Source organism: Aristaeella lactis, assembly GCF_018118585.1.
Lineage (GTDB): Bacteria > Bacillota > Clostridia > Christensenellales > Aristaeellaceae > Aristaeella > Aristaeella lactis.
This window is the reverse complement of the sequence record NZ_CP069421.1, coordinates 2694486-2719677: the sequence shown is the minus strand read 5'-3', so window position 1 is coordinate 2719677 and position 25192 is coordinate 2694486. Positions and strand designations below refer to the sequence as shown.

The window sequence follows — 25192 nt, the reverse complement described above, 5'->3', positions numbered from 1 at the left end:
GATAACCTCCCACAGGCGGGAAAAGGGTATAAAAATCCCGCCGACATTCGCATACAGATTAATTCTATCTCATGCGTTACAGAATGTCAACGGGATATTCATTTTTCTGTAATAATTTCTTAAGGTTTGCGGACCTGGAATCAATAAAGAAAATCCAGGACTTACTGATCCTGGATTTTCTTCAAGGCTGCCAGTGCGGCAGCCTGTTCAGCCTGTTTCTTGGTTTTGCCTTCGCCTTCAGCCAGCGCGTTTCCGCGCCAGTATACTGTTGCGCTGAAGACCGGCGCATGGGGCGGACCGCTTTGCCCGGTGATCTCGTAGGTCGGGGATTCTCCCCCGTCCTTCTGCAGCACTTCCTGCAGCGCGCCTTTGGAATCCTGCAGCGGACGGGCCACTTCGTCCTCGCCCGGCCAGCAGCGTTCCACCACGCCGCGCGCGGCTTCCATGCCGCCGTCCAGGTAAACCGCGGCCAGCACCGCTTCCATGGTGTCGCAGAGAACGCTCGGCTTTTCCCGGCCACCCGTCAGTTCCTCGCCCCGGTCCATGATCAGGGCCTCGCCCAGTCCCAGCTTCTTCGCGATGGGACTCAGCGCGGCCTCACAGACCATAAGCGCCCGCCGGTGGGTCAGCGAACCTTCCCGGTCATCCGGATGCGCCTGGTAAAGCGCGTCGCTCATCAGGTACTGGAGCACCGCGTCCCCCAGGAATTCAAGCCGCTGGTTATCGTTCTTTCCCATGGATGGGTGCGTCAAAGCGCGGCGAAGCAGCGCTTCGTCGCGGAATGTGTACCCCAGGGCTTTCATTACCTGATCAAGCATGACGGTCTTATGCTCAGCCCTTCACCTTGGCGATATATTCAGCCACATCGCCCACAGTCTTCAGTTTCATGATCTGGTCATCTTCCACAGTGATGCCAAACCGGTCTTCCATATCCATGATCATAACCATGATGTTCGCGCTGTCGGCCTTCAGGTCTTCCATCAGGCGGCTTTCGGGCTTAATCTCGGCGGGATCCACCTTCAGCTGTTCCGCGATCATGTTCTTTACGGCTTCAAAATCCATTTTTTCTTCCTCCTCACTTGTGTCTATGTTCACCGGGTTCTCCCGGCAGAAACCATTACTGTTCCGCTTCCTGCTTCTGGTCCTGTTCCTGTTCCTTCAGCATCTTCGTAACGTTTTCCTCAATGATCTTCACAACGTTGCCGTCGATCATCTTCACGCACTGCCCGATCGCGCTGCAGAAGGCGTAGGCATTGCTGGAACCATGGGCCTTAATGACAGCGCCTTGCACACCCAGCAGCGGAGCGCCGCCGATCTCATCGGAGCTCATGGTCTTCTTCACCCGTTTGAATGCCGGTTTGGCAATCAGTCCGGCGATCTTTCCGCGGGTATCCGCCATCAGCTCGTGCTTGATGGTTCCCATCAGCGCACTGGCCAGTCCCTCGGTATACTTCAGGATCAGGTTTCCGCCGAATCCGTCTGTCACGCAGACATCCGCCTGGTCCAGGGGAACGTCACGGGCTTCCACATTGCCGATGAAATTATACGGAGCCTTCTCCATCAGCGGATAGGTTTCCTTCACCAGCTTGTTGCCCTTCTCAGCTTCCGCGCCGATGTTCACCAGGCCGATCCGGGGATTTTCCATGCCCATCACGCCGCGCATGTAGGCATCGCCCATGATGCCGAACTGCACCAGGTATTCCGGCTTGCAATCCACGTTTGCCCCGCAGTCGATCAGCAGGAAGTGTCCGCGGCCGTTGGGCATCAGCGGAGCAAGTGCCGGCCGTTCAATGCCGGGGATCCGGCCCAGCCGGAACATGCCGCCCGCCAGCGTCGCTCCCGTGGAGCCCGCGGAAACGAATCCGTCCGCCTCACCGCTGCGCACCTTCAGCATGCCCTGCACCGTGGCGCTGTTAACCTTTTTGCGCACACCCATCACGGGGCTCTCGTGGTTTGTGATGATCTCCGGCTCTTCCTCCAGGATCAGCCGGTCCTTCACATCCTCGTAATCACCCAGGAAAGGCTTTACCTCATCCAGCTTTCCGGCCAGGATGATCGTCAGGTGCGGATACTGCCGCAGTGCTTTCAGGGCTCCTTTTACCGGTGCTTCAGGCGCCAGGTCTCCACCCATCGCGTCAACGTAGATCGTCATGAATGCAACCTCCAAACAAAGGTATTACATTTGAGATTATACTCTATGAGAAGGCAATCCCACTTCCTTCATTTCTGCGAAGTCTCATGGGCTCGTCCAACCACATACGGCATTTTCTAAGTGCTGCTTAAGTTATAATTCTGAATTCTGAATTCTGAATTCTGAATTAATCTTAGTATGCTTTCGCGAAATACATGACCTTTTCAGCCTTTTTGCCGCAGCACACGCACTTGTCTCCGAACCGGTGCGCATCCTGGTCAAAGGGCATATTGCGGGAGGACGCGTTGAACTTCTCCTTGATCTCGTCCTCACAGGCACGGTCGCCGCACCACATAGCCTTGGCAAAACCGTTCTCCACAGCCTTGCCCAGCTCTTCCATGTTCTCGACCTTCACGGTCCGCTCGTCACGGAAAGCCTTGGCCTGTTCATACAGGGTCTTCTGGATGTCATCCAGCAGCTCGCCAAGCTTCCCGGTAATGCCTTCCAGCGGCACAGTGAACTTCTCCAGCGTATCACGGCGGAACACGGTTACCACACCGTTCTCCAGGTCCCTCGGACCGACTTCCAGCCGCACCGGCACGCCCTTCAGTTCCCAGTCATTGAACTTGAAGCCGGGAGATACGGTATCGCGGTCATCCAGCTTCACGCGGAAACCGGCCTTCTTCAGGTCGCCGAACAACTTTTCGCAGGCTTCCATTACGCCGCCCTTATGGGCCGCGATGGGCAGGATCACCGCCTGGATCGGGGCAACCTTCGGGGGCAGCCGCAGGCCGCGCTCATCGCCGTGGGTCATGATGATGGCACCGATCAGCCGTGTGCTGACGCCCCAGCTGGTCTCATTGACATATTCCAGCTTGCCTTCCTTGCTCTGATAACGGATATCGAAGGCTTCGGCAAAGTTCGTTCCGAAGTTGTGGCTCGTACCGGCCTGCAGGGCTTTACCGTCCTGCATCATGGCTTCCATGGAATAGGTAGCCCGGGCACCGGCAAACTTTTCCTTGTCGCTCTTGCGGCCCACATATACCGGCAGCGCCAGGATATTTTCAGCCACTTCGCGGTAAACTTCCAGCATCTTCAGGGTTTCTTCTTCCGCTTCCTCCGCGGTGGCATGGATGGTATGGCCTTCCTGCCAGAGGAACTCACTGGTACGCAGGAAAGGACGGGTTGCCTTTTCCCAGCGCATGACGGAGCACCACTGGTTATACATCATCGGCAGGTCACGCCAGGTCTGTACCCACTTGGAATACATGGAACAGAAGATGGTCTCACTCGTCGGACGCACAGCCAGGCGCTCCTGCAGTTCTTCGGTACCGCCCTTTGTTACCCAGGCGACTTCCGGCGCGAAGCCTTCCACATGCTCCGCTTCCTTCAGCAGCAGGCTTTCAGGGATCAGCATCGGGAAATACACGTTTTCTGCGCCGGTCTCCTTAAACCGGGCATCCATCTCCGCCTGGATCCGTTCCCAGATCGCGTAGCCGTAGGGACGGATGATCATGCAGCCGCGCACCGGTGCGTAATCGCACAGTTCCGTCTGCTTGATCACATCCGTGTACCACTGTGAAAAGTCTTCACTGCGGGGAGTGATAAAGTTCACAAATTCCTGCTTCTGTTCCTTAGCCATGGTTCTGTTCTCTCCCTTTCCAAACTCTGTTTCCACCGGAAATCTTTTTATATGTTATCTTTCAGGCAATGTCATGGAATACATTGTTTCTCCCGAGGCCAGCAGCATTCTTCCGTCATCCGTGATCCCGTAGAATGCTGTCACTGACACACCTTCCGGAGCCGGGATCTGGTAGCCGAAGAATTTCGTGCTGTTCACGTCCGCCCGGTAGATATAATCCGATGAGATCGCGTAAATGTTGCCGCGGTAGATACTCGCGCCGACACAGGTGGTCGGCAGGGTGTACCGCTTGTCATTCATGCCTTCCAGCACCCGCAGTTCAGAGATCAGCTGCGTACTGGACGTCTGGCTCGTCGGAGCCAGCAGCATCTTGGCGCGTCCGCGCTCCGGGACCTCCGCGTCGATCAGCTTCCATCCGTAAACCAGCATCGTGCTGTTCGACTCCGGTGTGCCCTGATAGTCATAGGTATAAACCTGCTGGGTCGTAAACACCCTCAGCCGGGCGTTTTCATAAATGACCTTGTAGGTCAGGCATTCTCCCAGGGATACTTCCTTGTAGTTCATTTTGCCTACCTGGAAGGTGTTCATCACCGTGTTGGGAGCTGTACCGAACACGTCCAGCGCCAGCGTCCACAGATACTCACCCTGTTCGCCGTAGAAACCGGCGTCCAGGAGCATCAGTGAGCTGAAGGCGTCTTCCATGTCCACCTGGGTACCCTTCAGGTCCTTGACGATCAGCTTGGGCTCTGTATCCTCACCCACAACCACCGCCACGTACCGTTCACCCACGCGGGCAAACTGTACCTTGGATTCCATGCTCTCGTTGTAGGTGGCTTTGCCATCCTTGTCAACCAGGAACAACTGGGTTCCGGACCAGATGGCCAGGTGGGCGGGGCCCACCGCGAACTTCACATCACTGCCGGCCGGGAAGCTCCAGCGGATCGTTCCCGCCGAGGACAGATGATGGATGGATGCTCCGTCATAATAAACAAGTCCGTCACGGAAGGGTGTAACGTTCTGGTTCGAGTAGCACGGCAGCTTGGACATGCCGATCTCTTTGCCTTTTCCGTACCGGCCCAGGAAATGAATTCCCAGTACCACAGCCAGAACAACGCTCACCAGAATAATCCAGCTGCGAATCTGCCGCCGCCGGATATCTTCCGCGCTTTCCCGGGTCTCGGCAGCGTTTCGGCTGCGGGTCCGGTACAGCTGATCGTTAATGTTCTGGTTTCCCCTAGCCATTATGCTCGTTCCTCACAAATTCAGAATTCAGAATGCAGAATGCAGAATGATCTACTCATCCGCTTGCGGAATAATACCATTCCTGTTTCTGTCTCCCATATTCCGAATTGTACTCCTGTCTTTCTGTCTTCTTTCCAATCCCTTGGTGTCATCCCGACCAAGGGCACTTGTGCCCGCGTGGAGGGATCTGTCTATCCTAATTATGAATTATGAATTAATTACCCTCTTGGGGCAGTTCTCCACGGCGCTGATGACCGGGTCCATCCAGTCTTCGTTGAACAGTTCGATCACGCCGGTATCGCACTCCCTGGCAAGCGCCGGATCAATGGGCAGCTGCGCCAGCAGCGGAATACCTTCCTCCAGGGCCACCTTTGCGGTCTGGCTTTCCCCGAAGGGGAAGATCTTTTTGCCGCAGTCCGGGCAGCTGATCCAGCTCATGTTTTCCACCAGGCCGAGCACCGGGATGTTCATCATCTTCGCCATCTTCGCGGCTTTTTCCACGATCATGCCCACCAGTTCCTGCGGGCTGGTCACAATGATGATGCCGTCCACCGGCAGGCTCTGGAACACGGTCAGCGGCACGTCTCCGGTTCCCGGAGGCATATCCACAAACATGTAGTCCACATCACCCCAGAGCACGTCTGTCCAGAACTGCTTTACCGTTCCGGCAATCAGCGCTCCGCGCCAGATGACCGGATCCGTATCGTTTTCCAGGAGCAGGTTCACGCTCATCATTTTCACACCCGTGCGGCTTTCCACCGGCAGGATGCCGTCCTCTGTGCCCATGGCTTTATCATGAACACCGAACATTTTCGGGATGGACGGTCCCGTGATATCAGCGTCCAGAATTGCGGTGCTGTGCCCGTTGCGTTTGGTCAGCACAGACAGCAGGCCGGTGACCAGGCTTTTGCCCACGCCGCCCTTACCACTCACCACGGCGATTACTTTTTTTACATTGCTGAACGCGTTCTGTGCTTCCAGCAGGCTTTCCGGCTTGTTACGGGATGCGCAGTCGGCACCGCAGCTGGAGCAGTCATGCGTACATTCTGACACGAACTCTCACCTCAGTCTCTTGATCCATAAAGGGATTCCAACCTATATATTATGCATGATAAACCATCAATTGTCCATGACCCATCCGGTAAAAAACAAAACAGAACAATACCGGATTAGCTGAAATGATGTTTTTTCCATACAGCAAACACACTGTCAGGTTCAGGTTTTATCCGTTGCTTCCGAATCCTGGACCTCTGTTTCCGGTTTTTCATATGATATGACTATTTCGGCTTCCACTACCGGCGTTCTTTCATCTCCGTGCAGGGAAACGACCTGAAACAAACCTATCCCGTCCGTGCCCAGGTTCCCCCTCGGTATGGAAAAAGTACGGTTACGTGGTTTCCCGTCCGGCTCCAGAAGACCGCGGATCAGGTTTTTCTTTTCCGGGTCTTTTCGTTTCACCGAATGCTCAAAATCCCATTCGCCGTTATTGCTGGGAACCGTACGATACATCAGCCACGTCGATTCTTCTATGTTGAAATGTATCTTCAGTTCCACTGGAGCAGTATCGTCATCCGCCTTGATCGGATCGAAGTAAAGTCCCCGCAGCCGGTTGCCCGGTTTCCGGTCCTTCGGCAGGCTGAACAGCGGCATACGGCTTTTTTCCGGCCAGCAGTAAACCGTGCTGGCTCCGTGGATCCCGCGCAGGCGCGCGGTCAGTTCCTCCAGGCTTACATTCCCGCTCCCGTTCGGGTCAATCTGGGAAAGGTCGCTCGCGCGCAGGGCATTGTTCATAGCCGAGGTAAAATACCCTGTTCCCGTATATGCATCCTTATCCGCGCTCCAGAACCAGCTTTCCTCATCGGCTCCGCTGGATACCAGCACCCGGCAGGCATCATTCTCGAACCAGTTAATGTTCGCGCCTTCGCCGCAGCCGATCATCGCGCCGGAATGGCAGGCATCCAGGATCAGCACTTTCTCTCCCGGAATCCCGTCCAGAATCTGCCGCAGCCTTTCCGGTCCCAGTCCCTCTTCGTCAGTACCGTCCGACAGCAGGAGTTCCACCCACTGCCGGCCTGATTCATCCTCCTTCAGGATCCCATGTGTGCTCAGGTAGATGACAGCGGTGTCAGCAGTGTTGGCGTCCCGGAAAGTATCCGCGATCAGCTCTTCAAAGCCCCCGATCGTTCCCGGGCCGTTCACCTGCTGCTGTACTGTCGTGCCTTTCGGAAGGAAATCCGTCAGCAGCGCCGCCATCGTATCCACGTTGTTGGCGCTGGCCGGCTCTGTTCCGGGCATCGACACAAACCGGTCGCACCCGATCAGCAGGCACCTGGTCTTACCGTCCCCTCCCGCGTTTTTCATCCCAATTGGAATCAGCAGCAGACAGAGAAGAAGGCAGAGTAGTTTCTTTTTCATTCCCTTATCTCTGTACCCGGCGGCCCTGTTTTCACAGGTGCCGGTTTTCTATATTATTATGCAGAATGCGTCACATACGATGCACCTGCTCTTCGATATTGACTGGAATCAATAACCAAAGAGAATCATCAGCGTCCTGGAACCGCACTTGCCGTCAGGTGTCAGCCCGTTTGCGCTCTGGAACGCCTTCACCGCGGCAACAGTGGCGTCATCATAAACACCGGTAATGGAATCCAGATAGCCTCTTTGCACCAGGCAGTCCTGGATCTCAACCACCATTTCGCCCCTGTCGCCGGACTGTACAGTATCATAGCTCACATCTGCGACAGTCGCGGCAACCGCGTCGGAGGAATACATCTTCCCCAGCGTCTTGGAGCCTGCCACGCCATCCACCGGCGTGATCTTGTTCTGGATCTGGAAAGCGCGTACGGCGTCCGCGGTTGTTTGTCCGTATTTGCCGTCGATCGCGCCGTCATAATAACCCAGTTCATACAGGGTGTACTGCAGGTTCTTGACAGCGTTTCCTTCATCTCCCTGCCGCATGGAAGCGTAGGTGATGTTCGTCTTGCTGCCATACAGGACCCGCTGCGTGGCGGGACCGGCCTTGCCGTCCACCGTCAGGTTGTTGTTCTGCTGGAAAGCCATCACCGCTGTTTCGGTGCCTTCGCCGAAGTTTCCGTCCACATTGCCGTGATAATAACCCAGTTCCTTCAGCCGGTTCTGCAGCGTCCTGACCTGTTCACCGCTGCTTCCGCTTTCCAGGGTGATATATCCGGTGGAAGAGATGTTGGAAGTATCCCGTCCGGAGGAGTTATTGTCATCCAGCTTTGCCTGTGTGCCTGTGAACTTTTTGGCCGTACCGCTGTACAGCTTGTTCAGGGTGGCGGTGCCGGCCTTGCCGTCCGCGGTCAGGCCGTTATTCTTCTGGAAGGTGATGACAGCCGCTTCCGTAGCTTTACCGAACTTTCCGTCCGCGCTTCCGCTCAGGTAGCCCAGGTCCTTCAGCTTCTGCTGAAGCTGTTTCACATCATTGCCCTCACTGCCCATCTCCAGTGTCTCCATCTTGCTGGACACCGGGTTTGAGCCCTTCGGAGCATTCGCGGAATACAAGGCATTCAGCGTATCCGGACCGGCCTTGCCGTCCACCCACAGCTTCGCCTTCTTCTGGAAAGCGCTTACTGCCGCCTCTGTTGCGGCGTCATATTTTCCGGTTACGGAACCGCTCATCCAGCCCAGTTCGATCAGCCTGCGCTGCAGGGTTTCGACCTTCTTACCGGAAGATCCGGATTCAAGATAAATGTCCCTGGACAGGTCCGGAGTGGCTGTGGGCCGCGGAGTATTCGTCACCTTCGCGGTCGGTTTGTTTGTCACCTTCGGAGCAGCAGTCGCGTTGGCTTCCTTAGCGCTGACAACATTTTTCGCGTTCATCTTGGCCAGGGTCTTCTCCCCGACCTTTCCGTCTGCTGTCAGTCCGTTTGCCTTCTGGAAGGCTTTGACCGCTTCTTCCGTCGCGGGGCCGAAATCGCCATCGGCGGATCCCTTGTAATAGCCCAGTTCTTTCAGCCGTTTCTGCACCGCGCGTACCGCGTCGCTTCCGGTAAAGCCCTTCTGCAGGCTCTTGGGAACAGGCGAAGGCGTCACCGGCGCCGGGGTCGGGCTTGCCGTCGGAGGCGCTGTTGTGATCACCGCAATGTTGCCGCTTCCGTCAGTCGCGGCAGGCGTCTCACCCGTATAGCCTTCAGGCGTCGGCGTCGGAATAGTTGTCGGTGCCGAGCCCCAGTTATCCCACGCGCTTCCGATGCTGCTGCCGGATGTCGGGGTGGGAGTCTCCTGGTTTCCGACCACTCCGATATTAGGATTGGTGGTCTCAACAACCGTATCCGGCGCTACCGGCGTCGAAGTTGCCTTCGGCGCCAGCGTATTAAAGAACGATGCCGTGATCGCGCCTGTCGGACTGCCGTTATTCACTTCATCCGGCGGCTGGTAGCAGCCTGTCAGCAGCAGGCATAGAGCCAGAACTGCCACTAAACCTATCAATTTCAGATTTCTCTTCATTTTCTGCTTGCCTCCTCGCCCGGTCTCTGCAAACATTTCTCATTCTGAATTAATTATCTGTCGGAAACAATTCTATAAATGTCTGGTAGTGGTCTCCGGTGAACCACACATGGCCGTCGTTTGAATAAATGATACGGTATTCGTTCCTGTCTCCTCCGAAATAGTAACAATCCGCCTCATAATACTTTCGGCCCTGTACCACCGGAAGCTGTTTTTCATAGTTTCCGAAATAGTCCCCGCCGATACTTTTCCCGGGAGCTACATCGCTTACTTTGTTTACATACTTATCCCAGCCAAGTGCCTGGGCTTCTTTCTTTGTGATGAAATTATCCGGCAGTTCCCCGTGTTCAAAAATATAATCAGCAATACGCTGTGCTTCATCCAGGGGCCCTGGCTCCGCAGTGGGTTCAGCCACGGCAGGTGTTTCTGTCACAGCGGGTGCAGCGGTATTCTTTTTTCGTTTGGCTGTCTCAACCGCGTTCGCTGAGCAGGCGCATAAAAGCAGCACCGCTGCAAGCAGCACAGCGAACAGTTTAGAAAATCTGATCAGCCTTCTCCTGCCAAACATAATCAGGACCTCCTAACAATTCAGAATTCAGAATTCAGAATTCAGAATTATAGGTTACTGTTTTCCATCTTTCGAGGTTTTGACAATCGCCACAATCAATCTTATCAGTTCTTCGCAATCAGCAAGCAGGCTTTCTGCCGCATTACCGGTAATATAATCTGTTTCTTTCAGCAGCTCGAGCCAGTACTCTGTTTCATCTGCTTCTTTAAGAGATATCTGCATTTTAGCCTGGAAGTCCGCTGTGCTTTGAGCTCTTACGCTCTCCCGGATATTGGCACCAATACTTGTCCCGCTTTTGAGAATCTGCTTTGAAAGAATATACTCTTTTTTCTCAGTCGTCAGATACTGATACAAACGAATAATCCTGATCGCAAAAGCCTTGCTTTTCTCTAAAACGGGATTATTGTCTTTCATCAGAAACCTCCGTAAAACAGAACTCGTTTCTTCCGCTTCGGCTTGCAGTCTCAATCTCCGTATAGTTTTCCAGACTCGTTCCAGCCTAATTCTGAATTCTGAATTCTGAATTCTGAATTATTTATGGTAACGTTCACCTGCGTTAATCTTTTCCGCCCGGTACAGCTGTTCCAGCAGCATAACCCGTGCCAGCTGATGAGGAAATGTCATCGGACTCATGGACATTTCCTCATCCGCGCGCGCCAACACATTTTTACCCAGTCCAAGGCTTCCGCCGATCACAAATACAAAATGGCTTACCCCGCCGGTTTTCAGTTCCGCCAGGTGCCTGGCCAGTTCTTCTGACGACCGCCGTTTCCCGCCGATCGTCAGCGCGATCACCCGGTCCCCGGGCCGGATCTTTGCCAGGAGTGCCTCGCCCTCCTTTGTCTTCAGCTGCTCTTCCAGCGCTTCAGATGTTCCGGAAGCAGGTTCCGGAAGGTCGGCGATCTCTGTTTCTTCATACTTCCCGTACCGGCTCAGGCGCTTCAGGTATTCATCCGCCATCTGCCGGTACGGTTTCTCTTTCATTTTCCCGACGCAGAGGATAACCGAACTCACAGCCGTTCCACCCGCGGCAGGCTGTCGCGTTCGATCAGCGTCCAGGCCATGTTCACACTGCGTTCCCGTTCACCGCTGATCATCCGCAGGAGCTTCTCCGCGACCAGCGATCCGAAAGCTTCCTTCGGATGGCCCAGCGTGGTCAGCTTCGGAACGGACATTTCGGCGTAAACCGCGTTATCAAAACCGATAAAGCCCATTTCTTCCGGCAGTTTCATGCCTTCCTGCTTCAGCCGTTCCATCAGGCTGGACGCAAACACGTCGTTGTAGCAGGTCACACAGTCCATTTCGTGGTTCATCAGGCGGCACACGAAATTGCTTCCGCTGGGAATGTTCTGCCAGCTCATCCGTTCATCCGTGCTGAACAGCAGCAGGTGCTCATCCGGGATCAGTACGCCTTCACTTCTCATTTCATCCAGGAAGCCCCGCAGGCGCTCCTTGCCCTGCAGGTCATCCACTTTGAACATTCCGCCCGGCCTCTGGTAACCGCGGCTAAGCACTTCACGCGCCGCGATGCGGCCGCCGCCGTAGTCGTCCATCACCACATGGGGGATGTTCGTCATGGCTGGATAATAGGAGTTCATAAACAGCACAGGAATGTTCCGTTCCGCCAGCCTGCGGTACAGATCTTCATTCTCTGTTTCCCGTGCGGTCTGTACACCTTCCACGATCAGGCCGTCAACCTGGCCGTCCAGCATCCGTTCCAGGATGTTCCGTTCAGCCTGGCTGTCATTATATGTCGCGCTCAGGTTCATCACGGCGCCGTTTTCACTCAGGACTGACTCTATACCGGACACGATGGAAGGGAAGATATAGTCCGTGATATAGGTGGTCACCACGCCTACGTGAATCGTACCCTGCATCCTTCTGCGGGGTCCATGGCGCACATAGGTGCCGCTTCCGCGGCGCCGGTCTACCAGACCGTCCTCCTCCAGCAGCGCGATTGCCTGACGGATGGTCTGGCGGGAAACGTTAAAACGGAAACGCAGTTCCTCTTCTGTCAGCAGGGTTTGTCCATCGCGAAAAACACCCTCCGCAATCTCCTTGCGCAGAACGTCCGCAACCTGCAGATATTTGGGCTGTTCGGCCACAACAAACACATCCTTTCCGGTATGTTGTTCCTATCATACCAGACAAATCTGTTTTTTTCAATATGAAAGCGCAAAAAAGTACGAACAACGTACCGGATAATTGTTCGTACCAGCCCATAAATCCTTATAAATCAAAGGCTCAGCGGATTTGTACAAATTTTCACAACTTTTCATCAAAATCCGGACAACCCCCTTTATTTCCGCGCAAAAAAGCTCCGGAAGAGACCTCCCCCCAGAGCTTGTAATTGTTCATTGTTCATTATTCATTTACATAAGTCTTCCGCGGATTCACATTGCAACCCCAAACTCCGAATACTCTTCCTGACTCTTTCCAGCCTAATTCTGCATTCTTAATTCTGAATTCTGAATTGATATATCCCTATCCCAGCCGCGATGGCCAGGTTCAGGGAATCCACCTTGTCATTGCTTTCGATCCGCACCGCCTGCCCGCAGGAAGCGAACTCCTTCGGCAGGCCCCTACCTTCATTTCCGAAAACCAGAGTCCATACCGACGGTTTTGTTTTTACCGCCTCCTGCAGCGGAATGGACGCGTCCAGCATAAACGGATACAGAGGCCTGTCCGGGAAGGCAGCCCGGTAATCCTCAAAGCTGTCATAAACCTTTATCCGCAAGGAAAACACGCTTCCCATGCTCGCCCGGACAGTCTTCGGGTCAAACACATCAACACACGGCCGGATAAGCGCCACGTCTTCAATGCCAAGTCCCAGCGCTGTCCGCAGGATTGTACCCACGTTTCCGCTGTCTCCCGGATTGTGCAGCACAACATGCGGCTTGTCCGCCGCCGGTTCATCCTCGAATTTTTCAAACACCGCGGCAGCAAAGCAGTTTTCTTTTCCGCTGATCCGCGAGAGGGCTTTATCCGCTTCTTCAATCCGTACACCAAGCTTGTCCGCCAGGGCACGAAGCTTGTCCGCGCCCTCCCGTCCCGCGGCGGAAGAGTGCAGGAGAAGGCGCCGGACCTGCCCTGGCCGGTGCAGCATGCATTCCATGCTGGGAAAAACGCCCGGCGCGTAGCTGTAGTCCAGGTCGCTCTTGTATGCTGATAATGATGGCATCTTTACTGCTCCTCCCGGTTCTGATGCAGGCGTCTTACTTCTTCCAGGGAGATCCAGCTGCTGCAGCTGGTCCTGTCAAAAACAAATTCCACTTTGGCCCGTTCTTTCCTGTAATCAATCTCGGTCACCCGGCCCCGGCAGTCACTGAACAGCGGATCTTCCAGCGTCACTTCATCCCCGACGCGGCAAAGCCTCATGGATCCGACCACGCCGTCTTTCTCCAGCAGTTTATTCGCAAAATCCAGATCCGGCCCGGCCAGTTCGTATCCGTCATCCTGCTTTCCGACACGCCGGACCACTCCGTCAATCCCGGAAAACATGCGGTAGTCCGTCAGGCGCTCATCACTGAAAAGAAACACATATCCCGGCAGCAGATCAAACCGGCGTTCAATGTTCTCACCTTTCTTCCGCTGCTTCCGGACGATCTGGGGTGAAAAAGCCCGGTTCACGCCGCGTAATTCCATCAGCTGTGCGATCACTTTGCATCGCTGTGTTATGCAGTACAGGCAATACGCGTACAATTCATCTCACCCCTGATACAATTCACAATTCACGATTCATAATGATTATGTCCCTGCCCTTTGGGCAACTCTTCACTTTTCACTCTTCACCGGTAACCGGCATCCTGTGAATGTCAACCCGCCCAGAATGTCATCCCGGCCAGGAACCTGATTCTGAATTCTGAATTCTTAATTCTGAATTAACATAATCTCATCCAGCCGGGCCGCCATCTGCTCAGCGCATTTCGCGGTGCTCAGCTGTTCCCTGATATGCTTCTTTCCGGCTTCCGCGATCTGATTCCGAAACGCCGGTTCCTCCTTCAGCTTCTTCAGCCACGCGGCCGCTTCATGCACGTCCGGATCCGCCCAGGTCAGGCCTTCCTGCTCATACTGATAGGTATTGCCGACAGGCACCCGGGAATAATTCACCAGGCAGGCAGTCCCTTCCGGCATAAACTCCGTATTGGCCGACCAGTTCGTTGCCACCGTTGCCGTTCCCAGGTTCATGGCTTCCGCCAGCACCAGCCCGAAGCCTTCACTGCGATGCAGGCTCAGGAACACGTCGCACAGGCGGATCAGGCTGTTCATCTGCTTTCTTTCCAGCCGGTCAGTCATCAGCACATAGCTTCCGGAGTCCAGCCTGCTTTCCACAAAAGCGATATCCTCCGGTTTGGGATTGCTGATCTTGATGACCAGCTTCACTCCTTCCGGCTTTTCCCCGAAGGCCTCGCGGAACGCGTCAATGGCCGCCCCCGGGTTTTTCCGGCTGGCGTAGCTGTTGGAATCATACATCGTCAGGACCAGGAAATCATTCTCGCTCAGTCCGAAATCCTTCCGGGTCAGATTCTCATCATACGGGGTCTCGATACAGTACAGGATCGGCACCACCGGTTTGTCCGTTTCTTTCCTCATGGTCCGGGCGGTAAACTCTGACGGTGTCCAGACTTCATCCACATAATCAAACATCGGCTTCCAGTCCGCCGGTGCTGTCTCCAGCTCCCACTGGAAAATACCGATATTGTAATGGCCGTCAAACTGGCTCCGCGGGAACATGCCGCACGCTTCCTGCCACTGGTCCGGATTTACATGCATCACATTCACGGCATACCGGTTTTCGGTCTCCAGCCGGCTGTCAAAGGTGGTATCTTCCTGCGGCAGCCAGTCCAGGAAATCCGTATTCAACAGCGTATGGGGAATATTCCCTTCCTCCAGTGCCCGGGCATACATCTTGACGCCCTGTGCCAGTCCATTTTCCGCCTTGAAAAAGCCGTACAGGTTGATCCCCTTCGGATATTTCCCGGGAATATAAGGCGCCGGTACGCCGGTATGCGTTGCCAGCGCGTCCATAACCTTCCCGGAGATCCGGTGACGCAGCGAGGCCGGGACCAGTTTTTTGATCGCCAGGTCCGAAGCCAGCCAGTTCCTGAATCGGGTCTTTCCCCTGTTCAGCAGTGTCTTAACATCCATCACGGTAAATCTGCAAAAGATGATCCCGTCATCTTTTGCACTCCCTCCTACCTCCTACTTCCTGCCTCAGCAATGTGCGTCGCGCATTGCGAGTATTTCTTCCATCCGCTTCCGCATCTCATCCGCGCAGTGCTCCATGGACAGGTTTTCCTCAATAAACCGCTTCCCGCCCTCAGACTTCTGCCGATAATACTCAGGATCATCCCGCAGCCGCTTCAGGTATTCCGCCGCGTGATGCACGTCAGGATCCGCCCACAGCAGCTCACCGTTATCAAACTGATAACCGCCGGCCACCGGGATCAGGGTGTATTTCACCGGGCAGGAAACATCCTCCGGCATAAATTCTGTATTCGCGCTCCAGCCGGTTGCCACCGCCGGGGTTCCGAGCATCATGGCTTCCGCCATCACCAGGCCGAAACCCTCCGCCCGGTGCATGCTGATGAACACGTCGCACAGGCGGATCAGGCTGTTCAGCCTTTCCTTGTCCATTCGTTCCGTGATCAGCAGGTACCCGGCCTTTCCGCCGATATGTTCTTCCACAAAGGCAATATCTTCGGCCTTGGGGTTGTTGATCTTGATGACCAGCTTCACATGCTCCGGATTCTCTCCATAGGCTTCCCGGAAAGCATCGATCGCTGCCCCGGGGTTCTTCCGGCTGGCATAGCTGTTGCTGTCGAACATCATCAGCACCAGGAAGTCATCCTCGTTCAGTCCGAAATCCGCCCTTGTCAGCTTTTCATCATAGGGTGTTTCCATTCCATACAGGATCGGAATGACAGGCTTGTTCGTTTCCTTCCGCATGGTCCTTGCCGTAAACTCAGACGGGGTCCACACTTCATCCACATAGTCAAACAGCGGCTTCCAGTCATCCGGCAGGGTCTCCAGTTCCCACTGGAAAATACCCACATTGTAATGCCTGTCAAAATGGCTCTGCGGGAAGGTGCCCAGCGCGTCCCGCCACTGCGGCGGGTTGATGTGCACCACATTGATCGCGTATTTGTTTTCAACCGTCAGCCGGTCATCAAATGTTTTATCCTCCTGCGGCAGGTCCGGAATAAAATCCAGGTTCAGCAGCGTATGGGGGATATTGCCCTTTTCCAGCGCACGGGCATAAAGCTTGGCGCCCTGAGCCAGTCCGATTTCCGTTTTAAACAGGCCGTACAGGTTGATCCCGTCCGGATACCGGCCCGGTTCATAAGGCTTGGGTATCTTTGTTTTCCGGATCACGCGCTTCTCCAGCGGCTTGCTGATCATATGCCGGATATTCGCCGGAATCACTTTCTTAAACCACACGTCCGGTGACATCATCAGCCGTTTGACCCACATCCGGATATCATGCCTGACCCGATTAATACCCATGCTTTTCCCTCGCCTTTAGATTATTCTGAATATCCACAGACTGCCATGGACTTTCATTTCTCAAAACAGCACCCTGTGCTGTTTTTTCCGCCATTATTCATTGTTCAGTTTTCATTTTTCATTTGCGGAAGATGATTCCAACATCTTCGCACTGTACATTTTTTCGTAGTAGTTCCGGTACTCCCCGTTGACGATCTCTTCCCACCACTCACGGTTGTCCAGATACCACCGGATCGTCTTTACAATGCCGTCTGCGAACTTTGTTTCCGGCAGCCAGCCCAGCTCATTGTGGATCTTTGCCGGATCGATCGCGTAACGCATATCATGGCCCTTGCGGTCTGTCACATAGGTGATCAGGCTTTCCGGCTTGCCCAGCTCCCTGCAGATGAGCTTCACAATGTCGATGTTCGCCATCTCGTTGTGCCCGCCGATGTTGTACACTTCACCGACCCGGCCCTTATGGATGATCAGGTCGATCGCCTTGCAGTGATCTTCCACATACAGCCAGTCCCGCACGTTCTTTCCCTCACCGTATACCGGCAGGGGTTTGTCATTCAGCGCGTTGGCGATCATCAGGGGGATCAGCTTTTCCGGGAACTGATACGGGCCGTAGTTGTTGCTGCACCGGCTGATCGTGCAGGGCAGCCCGTAGGTCCGGTGATAAGCCATTACCAGCAGGTCCGATCCCGCCTTGGAGCTGGAGTAGGGACTGCTGGTATGGATCGGCGTCTCCTCCGTGAACAGCAGGTCCGGCCGGTCCAGCGGCAGGTCTCCGTACACTTCATCCGTGGACACCTGGTGATACCGGGTGATCCCGTATTTCCGGCAGGCATCCATCAGCACAGCCGTACCCATGATGTTCGTCTGCAGGAAAACGCCCGGATCATCAATGCTGCGGTCCACATGGGTTTCCGCCGCGAAATTCACAACCATATCCGGATGTTCTTCCTCAAACAGCCGGAACACTGCTTCCCGGTCGCAGATATCCTCCTTCACAAACCGGAAATGCGGGTTATCCATCACGCTTTTCAGCGTAGAGAGATTCCCCGCATAGGTCAGTTTATCCAGGCAGATGATCCGGTATTCCGGATATTTCTCCAGCATATGGAATACGAAATTGGATCCGATAAAACCCGCGCCGCCGGTTACGATGATCGTCATAGTTCAATTCCTCCGGAATCGATTATCAATTCATAATTCACAATTCATAATTCATAATAAAAGCAACTGTGAATCCCGATTGCTGCATTTGTGTATATATGGGCCAAACTTATAATTCTGAATTCTGAATTCTGAATTAAAAACGAAATTGCAGTCACTGTCTTCAAGCAACGGTGATTTCGTGTCTTTCTCACTCAGCAGTTCCGTCCTCACTTCGCCCCAGTCCACGCCGATAGCCGGATCATTAAACCGGATGCCCCTGTCACATTCCCTGCTGTACAGGTTATCCACCTTGTATACAAACTCCACATCGTCTGTCAGCGTCTTGAACCCGTGGCCGAATCCCCTGGGGATCATCAGCATCCGCCGGTTTTCAGCGCTCAGTTCCACGGCAACCCACTGTTTATATGTGGGGCTTCCCTTCCGCAGGTCCACCGCCACATCCAGCACGGCGCCGCGGTTTGCCCGAACCAGTTTGGCCTGCGCCATGGGATTGTTCTGGAAATGGATGCCTCTCAGTATCCCTTTCTGTGAGGAAAAGCTCTGGTTATCCTGCACAAAGTCATAATGGAGATCCAGCTCCTCAAAGTTCCGGGTGCTCCAGGTTTCCATGAAATATCCCCGCGCGTCTCCGTGCACATCCGGCTCAATAATGTATACTCCCGGCAGTTTCGTTTCGATTTTCTTCATTGTCTTATTCGTCCTGTTTTCAGTATATAAATTTCCTTTCCGCTACGGCCTTCAGATGTCCGCCGTAGGGGCTCTTTCCGTATTTCGCCGCGCTTTCCAGCAGCTTGTCGCGGTCGATCCAGCCGTTAATGAACGCGATCTCCTCCGGGGCGGAGATGACCACGCTCTGCCGCTGCTGGATCATCCTCACGTAATCCGCCGCCTCCAGCAGGCTGTCCATCGTGCCGGTATCCAGCCAGGCATATCCCCGGCCCAGGATCTGTACATCCAGCAGGCCATCCTGCAGATACATCTCATTCAGTGTGGTGATCTCCAGTTCCCCCCGGGCGGAAGGTTTGATCTGCCCAGCCCGGCTGCTGACTCCGGCCGGATAAAAGTACAGGCCTGTCACAGCGTAATTGGACTTGGGTTCCACCGGTTTTTCCTCAATGCTCAGGACTTTTCCGTTGTCATCAAACTCAACCACGCCAAAGCGTTCCGGATCCGGAACATAGTATCCGAACACAGTCGCCCTGCCGTTTTGTTCAGCGTTTTTCACCGCGGCCGTAAGCGTTTTGCGGAAGCCGTTTCCGTAGAAAATATTATCTCCCAGGATCATAGCTCCGGCTTCCCCGTTCAGGAATTCCTCACCGAGGATAAAGGCCTGCGCGAGGCCGTCCGGACTGGGCTGCACCTTGTAGGAAAGCGTCAGGCCAAACTGGGATCCGTCTCCCAGCAGGTGCTCAAACCGCGGCGTGTCCTCCGGGGTGGAAATGATCAGGATATCCCGGATTCCGGCAAGCATCAGCGTGCTCAGCGGATAATAGATCATCGGCTTGTCATACACCGGCAGCAGCTGCTTGGATGTCACCATCGTCAGCGGATACAGCCTTGTTCCGGCTCCGCCGGCCAGGATAATGCCCTTCATGCCGTTCCTCCTCATCCTTCCCTGTACGGTTCGTTACAGATTATTGTACCATAATCATCCGGTTTTATGAACTCAATCCCGTTCCCCCGCAGGCTTCCGGTCAGGAGATCCGGTCAATCGTATTGATAACCTGCAGCTGATACCGCTCCACAGTTTCTTTTTCCGCGTCGGTCAGCGTTTCCCCGTCTGGCACCAGGACCGCCTCCGTCCGGGCATAATCCTCTCCGTCCACGATCCAGTCCATGGGGATCACATCATATCGTGTCATCCGGTCCATATACAGAGGCAGCTTCTTTCCCTTCACCAGGAGGATCTTCCTGCCCTTCACCGGTTTCGCCGGACGGATCCGGTCAAACAGTTCCGCCATATTCCGCGCGTGGCAGTGGAAATCATTATCCGCCATGCGCTGTTTTCCGGTCTCACCCATCCGTTTACAGGCGTCCGGGTCATTGCACAGCAGGCGGATCTTCGCTGCCAGGTCCTCCGCGTTTCCCGCTTCGACCAGGTATCCGGTCACACCGTCCTCCACCAGTTCCTTCACGCCGCCAACATCGGAAGCGATCACGGGGATCCCGCAGGACATCGCTTCGGTAATGGTCACCGGCTGGTTTTCCGGTGAAAGGGCGGGAAGACAGAACAGGTCTGTTTCCCGGTATATCCCGCGCATTTCCTCGTTGGACAGTTTCCCCCGGAAAACAATCTTTCCGGTCAGTCCCAGCTCTTCTATCAGTTTCCGGTAATAGGGCTCCTCATCGCCCTTTCCGACCAGGTTGATCAGGATACTCAGGCCTTCCGTCAGCGCCGCCGCACGGATCAGCACGTCCACACCCTTATGCGGGCCGAAGACACCCGCGTATGTGATCCGGAACTGTTTTCCCGGAACCTTTTCCAGGTTCGCGTAGGACGCGTAATCAATCCCGTTCTTCACCACGTGCATCTTGTGGGCGTCAAACCCCGCGGCTATATAAGCCCTCGCCAGGTAGGCGCTGGGCGAAACAAAGGCATCCGCTTTTTCAAAAACATGCCGGTAATAGCTCTTCCGGACCCCCATGGGAACCTGCATGCCGTCGGATTCAAACATCACCCGGCAGTTCTCACAGGCAGTCACGTCGCTGCACAGCCGCCCGTTCTCCATAAGCCTTGTGTTCTTATAGCAGAATCCCCAGTTGTCATGCAGCGTGAAGACCGTCTTTGCCTTATACTGCCTTGCAATCTCAACCATTCCCATGGACATTCCGGTCACATGGTGGAACTGCACAACCTCAGGTTCCCAGGCTTCACACAGTTCCCGGAATACCTCGTTCACCATCGGGTCAAAGAAGCAGATCCCCCGCTGTTCCATGCAGGTGATATCCCGACAGATCCGGATCACCTTCACCCCGTCAACGGTTTCACCGTATATGGTCCCAGGCACATGCTTTCCGTCCACGTCCAGCGAGAGCACAATGCCCGTTGCCAGTCCGTCCCCCTGTATGGCCCTCAGCTGGTGATGCGCGATGATCTCCGCACCGCCGATAACTCCCGGGGGATACAGGTGGCTCACTGTGACCATACGGCGGCCTGTATGGTTTGCGCGCATCCGGCTGATCTCGCACAGGATCCGTCCGGGGATCCTTCCGCGCGCCGGATCAGGCGTATACCTGGGCAGGCCGCGCAGCCAGTCTGCCATCTCATCCGCATATTCCGCCCAGCCGCGGATCGTCCGTTCCGTTGCTTCATGCTGCAGGCGGACCAGGTATTCCTCATCCGTCAGCATTTTGTACAGGGCATCCGCCATCGCTTTCCGGTCTGTCACATCCGTCAGGCAGCAGCCTCCGGCCGCCGCCAGCTCCCCGATGCTTCCGTCCCGGCTGCACAGGCAGGGTTTTCCCGCCCACAGGCTTTCGATGATCGGCATACCGAAACCCTCAACCTCTGAGGGATAGGCCGTAAACGTACAGGCTGTATATTCCGCCCGGAGTGTCGCGTCATCCACGACCCCCAGCCATTTCACATTCCTGTGGTCCGCGCAGAAAGCTTCCACAAAGGCGGGGATCTCTTCCCGCTCCTCATATCTTTTGCCGACCAGGTGCACGCTTGTTGTCTTTTCCAGTTCCGGATGCGCCGCAAAAAGCACCTCAAGCGCTTCCAGGAAACGGATATGGTTCTTCCGGGGTTCCAGGGTGGAAACAAACAGGATCTGTTTGTTTGCCGGCATACGTTCCGCCTTCTGCTGTTTCCGGGGCATGCCGTCTATTTCAGCTGCCAGGCCGACAGCCCGCACCCGGGTGCCGGTTTCAATCCCGTTCTGCGCCCAGTATTCCGTCAGATCTGTTCCGTTATGCTCCGCCGTGGGCATAACACTGTCCATCTCCGCCAGGCAGAGCATATAACCCCTGTGGTTGGCCAGGATCTCATCATTGCAGAATTGCGGATAGAGCACCGGGATCGCGTCATGAAACACCGCGGAAACGCTGATCCCGTGGTCATGAAGCCAGGGGATCGCGCATTCCAGCATCCTGTACTGTGCCGTCTCAATGACCAGCAGGTTTCCCGGTCCCGCCGGAAGCCTCTGCAGGATATCCCCCATCTTCGTGCGGTTCTGTTCCGAACCGGACCGGTAAAGGATCTTTTTCGGATCCGGTCCGTCAAAACGGGACAGGGTATCAATTTCCTGCTTTGTCGGAAGCACAAACTGTCCGATGCTGTCATCCCACAGCACAAAAACCGTATTCACCCGCTCCTGCAGGTGCCTGGACAATTTCCGCGTCACCCGCATAATGCCGCCGTTGGCGGTATCCCTGCACGCGTTGGTCACGTCAACATAAAGGACAAAGGCAGACCGGACGGATTCCTGTATCTCATCCATCATCTGCTTTGCCCGGTTTTCCCAGGTAAACTCCCTGCGGTACTGTTCACAGAGCTGCCGGAACCGGTCCTCGTCAAAAGCCTGTCCGCCGCTCAGTTCCCGGATCACTTTTTCGGTCATTTCCCCCATATCCCTGCACAGGAAATAAGGATCCACCACCACTTCCGGATGCGCGCCGATATCCAGTGCGAATGTCTTGGTGCCCAGGAACTGCATCTCGCCCAGCGGAAGATCAAACCCTTCCCACAGGCTTGGAATGATCCCCACGTCCGACAGCTCCATCAGCTGTTTCATGGTCTCATCATCCACAAACCCAGTGCACAGGTAATTCCGCCGGATGTCCTCCGGTACTGTCTCCAGGCTCTTTTCGTCCGCCAGCACCAGGATCCGGTGATCAATATCTTTATCTGTCAGTGCCTTCGACAGCTGTACTGTCGCGGCGCAGTTTTTATAGTTTCCGTTTTCCCACCGCCCGGGCTGGAAAAGGATCCGCATTCCGGCTTTCTTCAGTGCCCGGACTTCCTCCACCACATGGTTGTCCTGCAAGTCCAGTTCCTCATTGGCCCACAGCCGTCCCGCAATATGGTCCACGCCGTTGAGCACGCAGGTGGTCGGCACTTTCCCTTTTGTATCCGGTTTGCTCTGGGTCTCCTCCAGGAAGCGGCTCACCGCGATGATCTTGTTTGCCTGGCAGAGGGTTTCCTTCCGCAGCTGTCTCAGACGCTTCTGGTTTTCCAGGTTCGGACCGCTCATTCCCTTCACGGGAACCGCCCCGTGGTCATGCGCAACCACGCATCCGCACTTTTCCCGCAGGAACGGAATGCACAGGTAAAAAGGCCAGCCCGCCACCAGCGCGGCGTCAGGCCGGTTGCTTTCATTAAACCATTCGTCCCAGTGCTCCCGGAGATAGTCCAGGGTATACTCATTCCAGGTACGGTAATCCGGCGCGTCCGGAATACGGATAAAGCGGTCAGAGCATTTGCTGACAGAAGCCGGATCCATCCGGTTGCCCATCATGATGATCTCATGACCGTCCTTCCGCCACTGGTTCCCCAGCATCAGCAGGCACCGGTCCACGCCGAAGCGGAACAGGAACCGTTCATTGCAAACCAGTATTCTCATGAGCAATCTCCATCTTATTCATTCCGAAGGATAGCAATGCTGTTTCCGCTGCCCGCCTGTACCGTCTCCGCGGCTTTCAGCCCTGCGCGGCCGGCGAGCCCGGTCACCGTTTCCGGAGTCATCACGGTCGCAAAAGCCGGATCCCGCAGCATGCTGTATTCTCCGGCCTGTTCCGGATCCGCTGTCTCAATGATCAGCGTTCCGTCTTCCCGCAGCACGCGGGCAGCCTCCTCCAGCGCCCGGCAGACCTGTTCCGGTGCCAGGCGTTCTGTCAGGTGGATCATTGTGATCAGGTCCGCCGATCCGCTCTGGCAGTTCCGGAGCCAGGTGACCGGCTCAGCATAAACGGCTGTCAGGTTCTTTTCAGCGCATGCGCTGACCGCGGCCGCGTCATCGTCCACACCCAGTGCCTGTATCCCAAGGCCTTCCAGTTCAGCCAGGGTATCCCCCCGGCCGCAGCCCAGGGCCACCGCCTGGAACACTTCATCCTCCCGGCGGTTCTGCTCGATCACCTTCCGGTATATCTCAAGGCGTTCCGGTTCATCTGCCTGCCGCTGTGCTTCCTCCCGGAGCCAGGTCCCGCTCAGGGAAACCTCCCGAAGATCCCGAAGCGCCTCCAGGCGGCGGATCCTTTCCTTCAGTTCCCTGTTCTCCGCTTCAATAACAGACTTTTCCTGCTCCAGTTCACCCACACGCGTTTCTGTCCGGGTTGCGTGCAGCATTCCCTTGGCTGTCACACCGGCAGCATGAACAGGCGGAATCCTTTTTACTTTCCGCCATAAACCCTTCAGCAGCTGGACAGGATGCCGAAGATAATACAGGATCAGTTTCAGGTAAAACAACAGTATTTCCTCCCCGGAATGCTTAATAGACCGACAGCAGGACCTCTGCCCCCGGCGTCAGGAGGCGGAAACGGATTTCCGTCACTTCATCCGTTAATACAGGCAGCCCGGTCTCCGTTTTTCCTTCCATGCCGGAAAGCACCAGCCGCTGTTCCCCGCCGGGACCGGAAATGAGGATCTCCGCTTTTTCAGTATCCTTCATCCGGTATTCCACCGTTGCCTGGCTCAGGCGTGTCAGCGCAACGCCTTCCCCTTTCAGGAACCGTGCGGGATGGGACAGGATCCCTGTTGATTTGGAGGTCCATCCCGCCGTAAACAGGATTCCCCCGTTCCGCTCCAGCGCGCTGAGGACTGCCGGCGCTTCCGCCCCGGCGCCGTCCGCCGGATCCAGCCGACCCGTTTCCTTTGCGGGAATGCCTGCGTAAACAGCGCCCGCGGGCACAACCGTTCCGGGAACCACCACCGCGCCGGCCGCGATCACCGCGTTATCGCCGATCTCGCATGGGCCCAGCACAATACAGCCGGAGGCCAGCCATACCCCGTTTCCGATGGTGATGTCACAGCCCTCCGACAGTTCCGCGTCCCTGCGCAGGTAGCCCGTCAGTTTCGGATCGTGGCTTCCCGCCAGCAGGCTCACGTCGGACCCGGCAAAGGTATACTGCCCGATCCTGATCCGGCCTGAATTCGTATTAAAAAAGCAGGTGAATACATCCGCCGTTTCATCGATCTCCAGCCGCGCCGGATCACCCCACACCGTGGGCGTGATACTCAGCTGCCGGTTCAGTTTCTCCAGCAGTTCCCGGTTCCCGAGCAGCTGTTCCATAAACCAGTCTATGTTCAGCTCATCCACCCGTTTGCCCAGGCTGCTGTCCGTTTTCGCGATTCTTCCGGCCAGCTCGTCAAAACGTTCCGGCGCATGGAGGAACGCGCCGAGGATCTTTTTGATCTTTCCCATCTTCACTCTTTCCGGAATACTTTCCTGATACTGTAAATCTCCCTCCAGGGGGCAGCCCGGAGCTGCCCCGCAGGAGGGAGCGTACATGTTTGATTTTACGTTCAGTT

General features: G+C 55.4%; 22 protein-coding genes. All 22 read right to left on the bottom strand.

Going from position 1 to position 25192, the window contains the following annotated elements; translation table 11 throughout:
• Positions 1-161: 161 nt before the first annotated feature.
• Positions 162-818: a ribonuclease III gene (gene rnc, locus JYE50_RS12420; protein ID WP_084096333.1), complete on the bottom strand. Its 657-nt coding sequence runs from the start codon at positions 816-818 to the stop codon at positions 162-164.
• Positions 819-831: 13 nt separating this feature from the next.
• Positions 832-1062, bottom strand: a complete 231-nt coding sequence (acpP, locus tag JYE50_RS12415; RefSeq protein ID WP_084096331.1) for an acyl carrier protein — start codon at positions 1060-1062, stop codon at positions 832-834.
• A gap of 55 nt (positions 1063-1117) precedes the next feature.
• Positions 1118-2152, bottom strand: a complete 1035-nt coding sequence (plsX, locus tag JYE50_RS12410; protein ID WP_084096330.1) for a phosphate acyltransferase PlsX — start codon at positions 2150-2152, stop codon at positions 1118-1120.
• 172 nt (positions 2153-2324) lie between these two features.
• Complete coding sequence (gene proS, locus JYE50_RS12405) at positions 2325-3773, bottom strand: proline--tRNA ligase (protein WP_084096329.1); 1449 nt, start codon at positions 3771-3773, stop codon at positions 2325-2327.
• A gap of 54 nt (positions 3774-3827) precedes the next feature.
• On the bottom strand, positions 3828-5015 hold the full coding sequence (locus tag JYE50_RS12400; protein ID WP_084096328.1) for a hypothetical protein: 1188 nt from the start codon (positions 5013-5015) through the stop codon (positions 3828-3830).
• Between the two features lie 207 nt (positions 5016-5222).
• Positions 5223-6068, bottom strand: a complete 846-nt coding sequence (locus JYE50_RS12395; RefSeq protein ID WP_084096327.1) for an Mrp/NBP35 family ATP-binding protein — start codon at positions 6066-6068, stop codon at positions 5223-5225.
• Positions 6069-6230: 162 nt separating this feature from the next.
• The gene (locus JYE50_RS12390) at positions 6231-7430 is read right to left on the bottom strand and encodes a caspase family protein (RefSeq protein WP_084096326.1); all 1200 of its coding nucleotides are present in this window, start codon (positions 7428-7430) and stop codon (positions 6231-6233) included.
• A 108-nt stretch (positions 7431-7538) separates the two neighbouring features.
• Complete coding sequence (locus JYE50_RS12385) at positions 7539-9485, bottom strand: peptidoglycan-binding domain-containing protein (protein ID WP_179138373.1); 1947 nt, start codon at positions 9483-9485, stop codon at positions 7539-7541.
• A gap of 49 nt (positions 9486-9534) precedes the next feature.
• Positions 9535-10053 (bottom strand): ribonuclease domain-containing protein, encoded by a 519-nt coding sequence (locus tag JYE50_RS12380; RefSeq protein WP_084096324.1) that lies wholly within the window; start codon positions 10051-10053, stop codon positions 9535-9537.
• 54 nt (positions 10054-10107) lie between these two features.
• Positions 10108-10467: a four helix bundle protein gene (locus tag JYE50_RS12375; RefSeq protein ID WP_084096323.1), complete on the bottom strand. Its 360-nt coding sequence runs from the start codon at positions 10465-10467 to the stop codon at positions 10108-10110.
• 117 nt (positions 10468-10584) lie between these two features.
• Positions 10585-11067 carry a 23S rRNA (pseudouridine(1915)-N(3))-methyltransferase RlmH gene (rlmH, locus tag JYE50_RS12370; RefSeq protein WP_084096322.1) on the bottom strand — a complete coding sequence of 161 codons (483 nt, stop codon included), beginning with the start codon at positions 11065-11067 and terminating at the stop codon, positions 10585-10587.
• Positions 11064-12158 (bottom strand): GntR family transcriptional regulator, encoded by a 1095-nt coding sequence (locus JYE50_RS12365; protein ID WP_179138372.1) that lies wholly within the window; start codon positions 12156-12158, stop codon positions 11064-11066. The genes rlmH and JYE50_RS12365 overlap by 4 nt, the downstream gene beginning before the upstream one ends.
• A gap of 350 nt (positions 12159-12508) precedes the next feature.
• Entirely contained in the window at positions 12509-13234 is a 726-nt protein-coding gene (locus JYE50_RS12360) for a TrmH family RNA methyltransferase (RefSeq protein WP_084096320.1), read from the bottom strand.
• 2 nt (positions 13235-13236) lie between these two features.
• Positions 13237-13755: a transcription termination/antitermination protein NusG gene (nusG, locus tag JYE50_RS12355; RefSeq protein WP_084096319.1), complete on the bottom strand. Its 519-nt coding sequence runs from the start codon at positions 13753-13755 to the stop codon at positions 13237-13239.
• A gap of 168 nt (positions 13756-13923) precedes the next feature.
• The gene (locus tag JYE50_RS12350; protein ID WP_084096318.1) at positions 13924-15201 is read right to left on the bottom strand and encodes a glycosyltransferase family 4 protein; all 1278 of its coding nucleotides are present in this window, start codon (positions 15199-15201) and stop codon (positions 13924-13926) included.
• Between the two features lie 66 nt (positions 15202-15267).
• On the bottom strand, positions 15268-16560 hold the full coding sequence (locus JYE50_RS12345) for a glycosyltransferase family 4 protein (protein WP_084096317.1): 1293 nt from the start codon (positions 16558-16560) through the stop codon (positions 15268-15270).
• Positions 16561-16671: 111 nt separating this feature from the next.
• Positions 16672-17721, bottom strand: coding sequence for a dTDP-glucose 4,6-dehydratase (rfbB, locus tag JYE50_RS12340; RefSeq protein WP_084096316.1), 1050 nt, complete (start codon positions 17719-17721; stop codon positions 16672-16674).
• A gap of 51 nt (positions 17722-17772) precedes the next feature.
• Positions 17773-18411: a dTDP-4-dehydrorhamnose 3,5-epimerase gene (rfbC, locus tag JYE50_RS12335; protein ID WP_084096315.1), complete on the bottom strand. Its 639-nt coding sequence runs from the start codon at positions 18409-18411 to the stop codon at positions 17773-17775.
• Between the two features lie 19 nt (positions 18412-18430).
• Positions 18431-19318 (bottom strand): glucose-1-phosphate thymidylyltransferase RfbA, encoded by an 888-nt coding sequence (gene rfbA / locus JYE50_RS12330; RefSeq protein ID WP_084096314.1) that lies wholly within the window; start codon positions 19316-19318, stop codon positions 18431-18433.
• Positions 19319-19418: 100 nt separating this feature from the next.
• Positions 19419-23288: a glycosyltransferase gene (locus JYE50_RS12325; protein WP_084096313.1), complete on the bottom strand. Its 3870-nt coding sequence runs from the start codon at positions 23286-23288 to the stop codon at positions 19419-19421.
• Between the two features lie 14 nt (positions 23289-23302).
• Positions 23303-24130 carry a methyltransferase domain-containing protein gene (locus tag JYE50_RS12320; RefSeq protein ID WP_084096312.1) on the bottom strand — a complete coding sequence of 276 codons (828 nt, stop codon included), beginning with the start codon at positions 24128-24130 and terminating at the stop codon, positions 23303-23305.
• Between the two features lie 22 nt (positions 24131-24152).
• Positions 24153-25085, bottom strand: coding sequence for an acyltransferase (locus JYE50_RS12315; protein WP_179138371.1), 933 nt, complete (start codon positions 25083-25085; stop codon positions 24153-24155).
• Positions 25086-25192 lie beyond the last annotated feature (107 nt).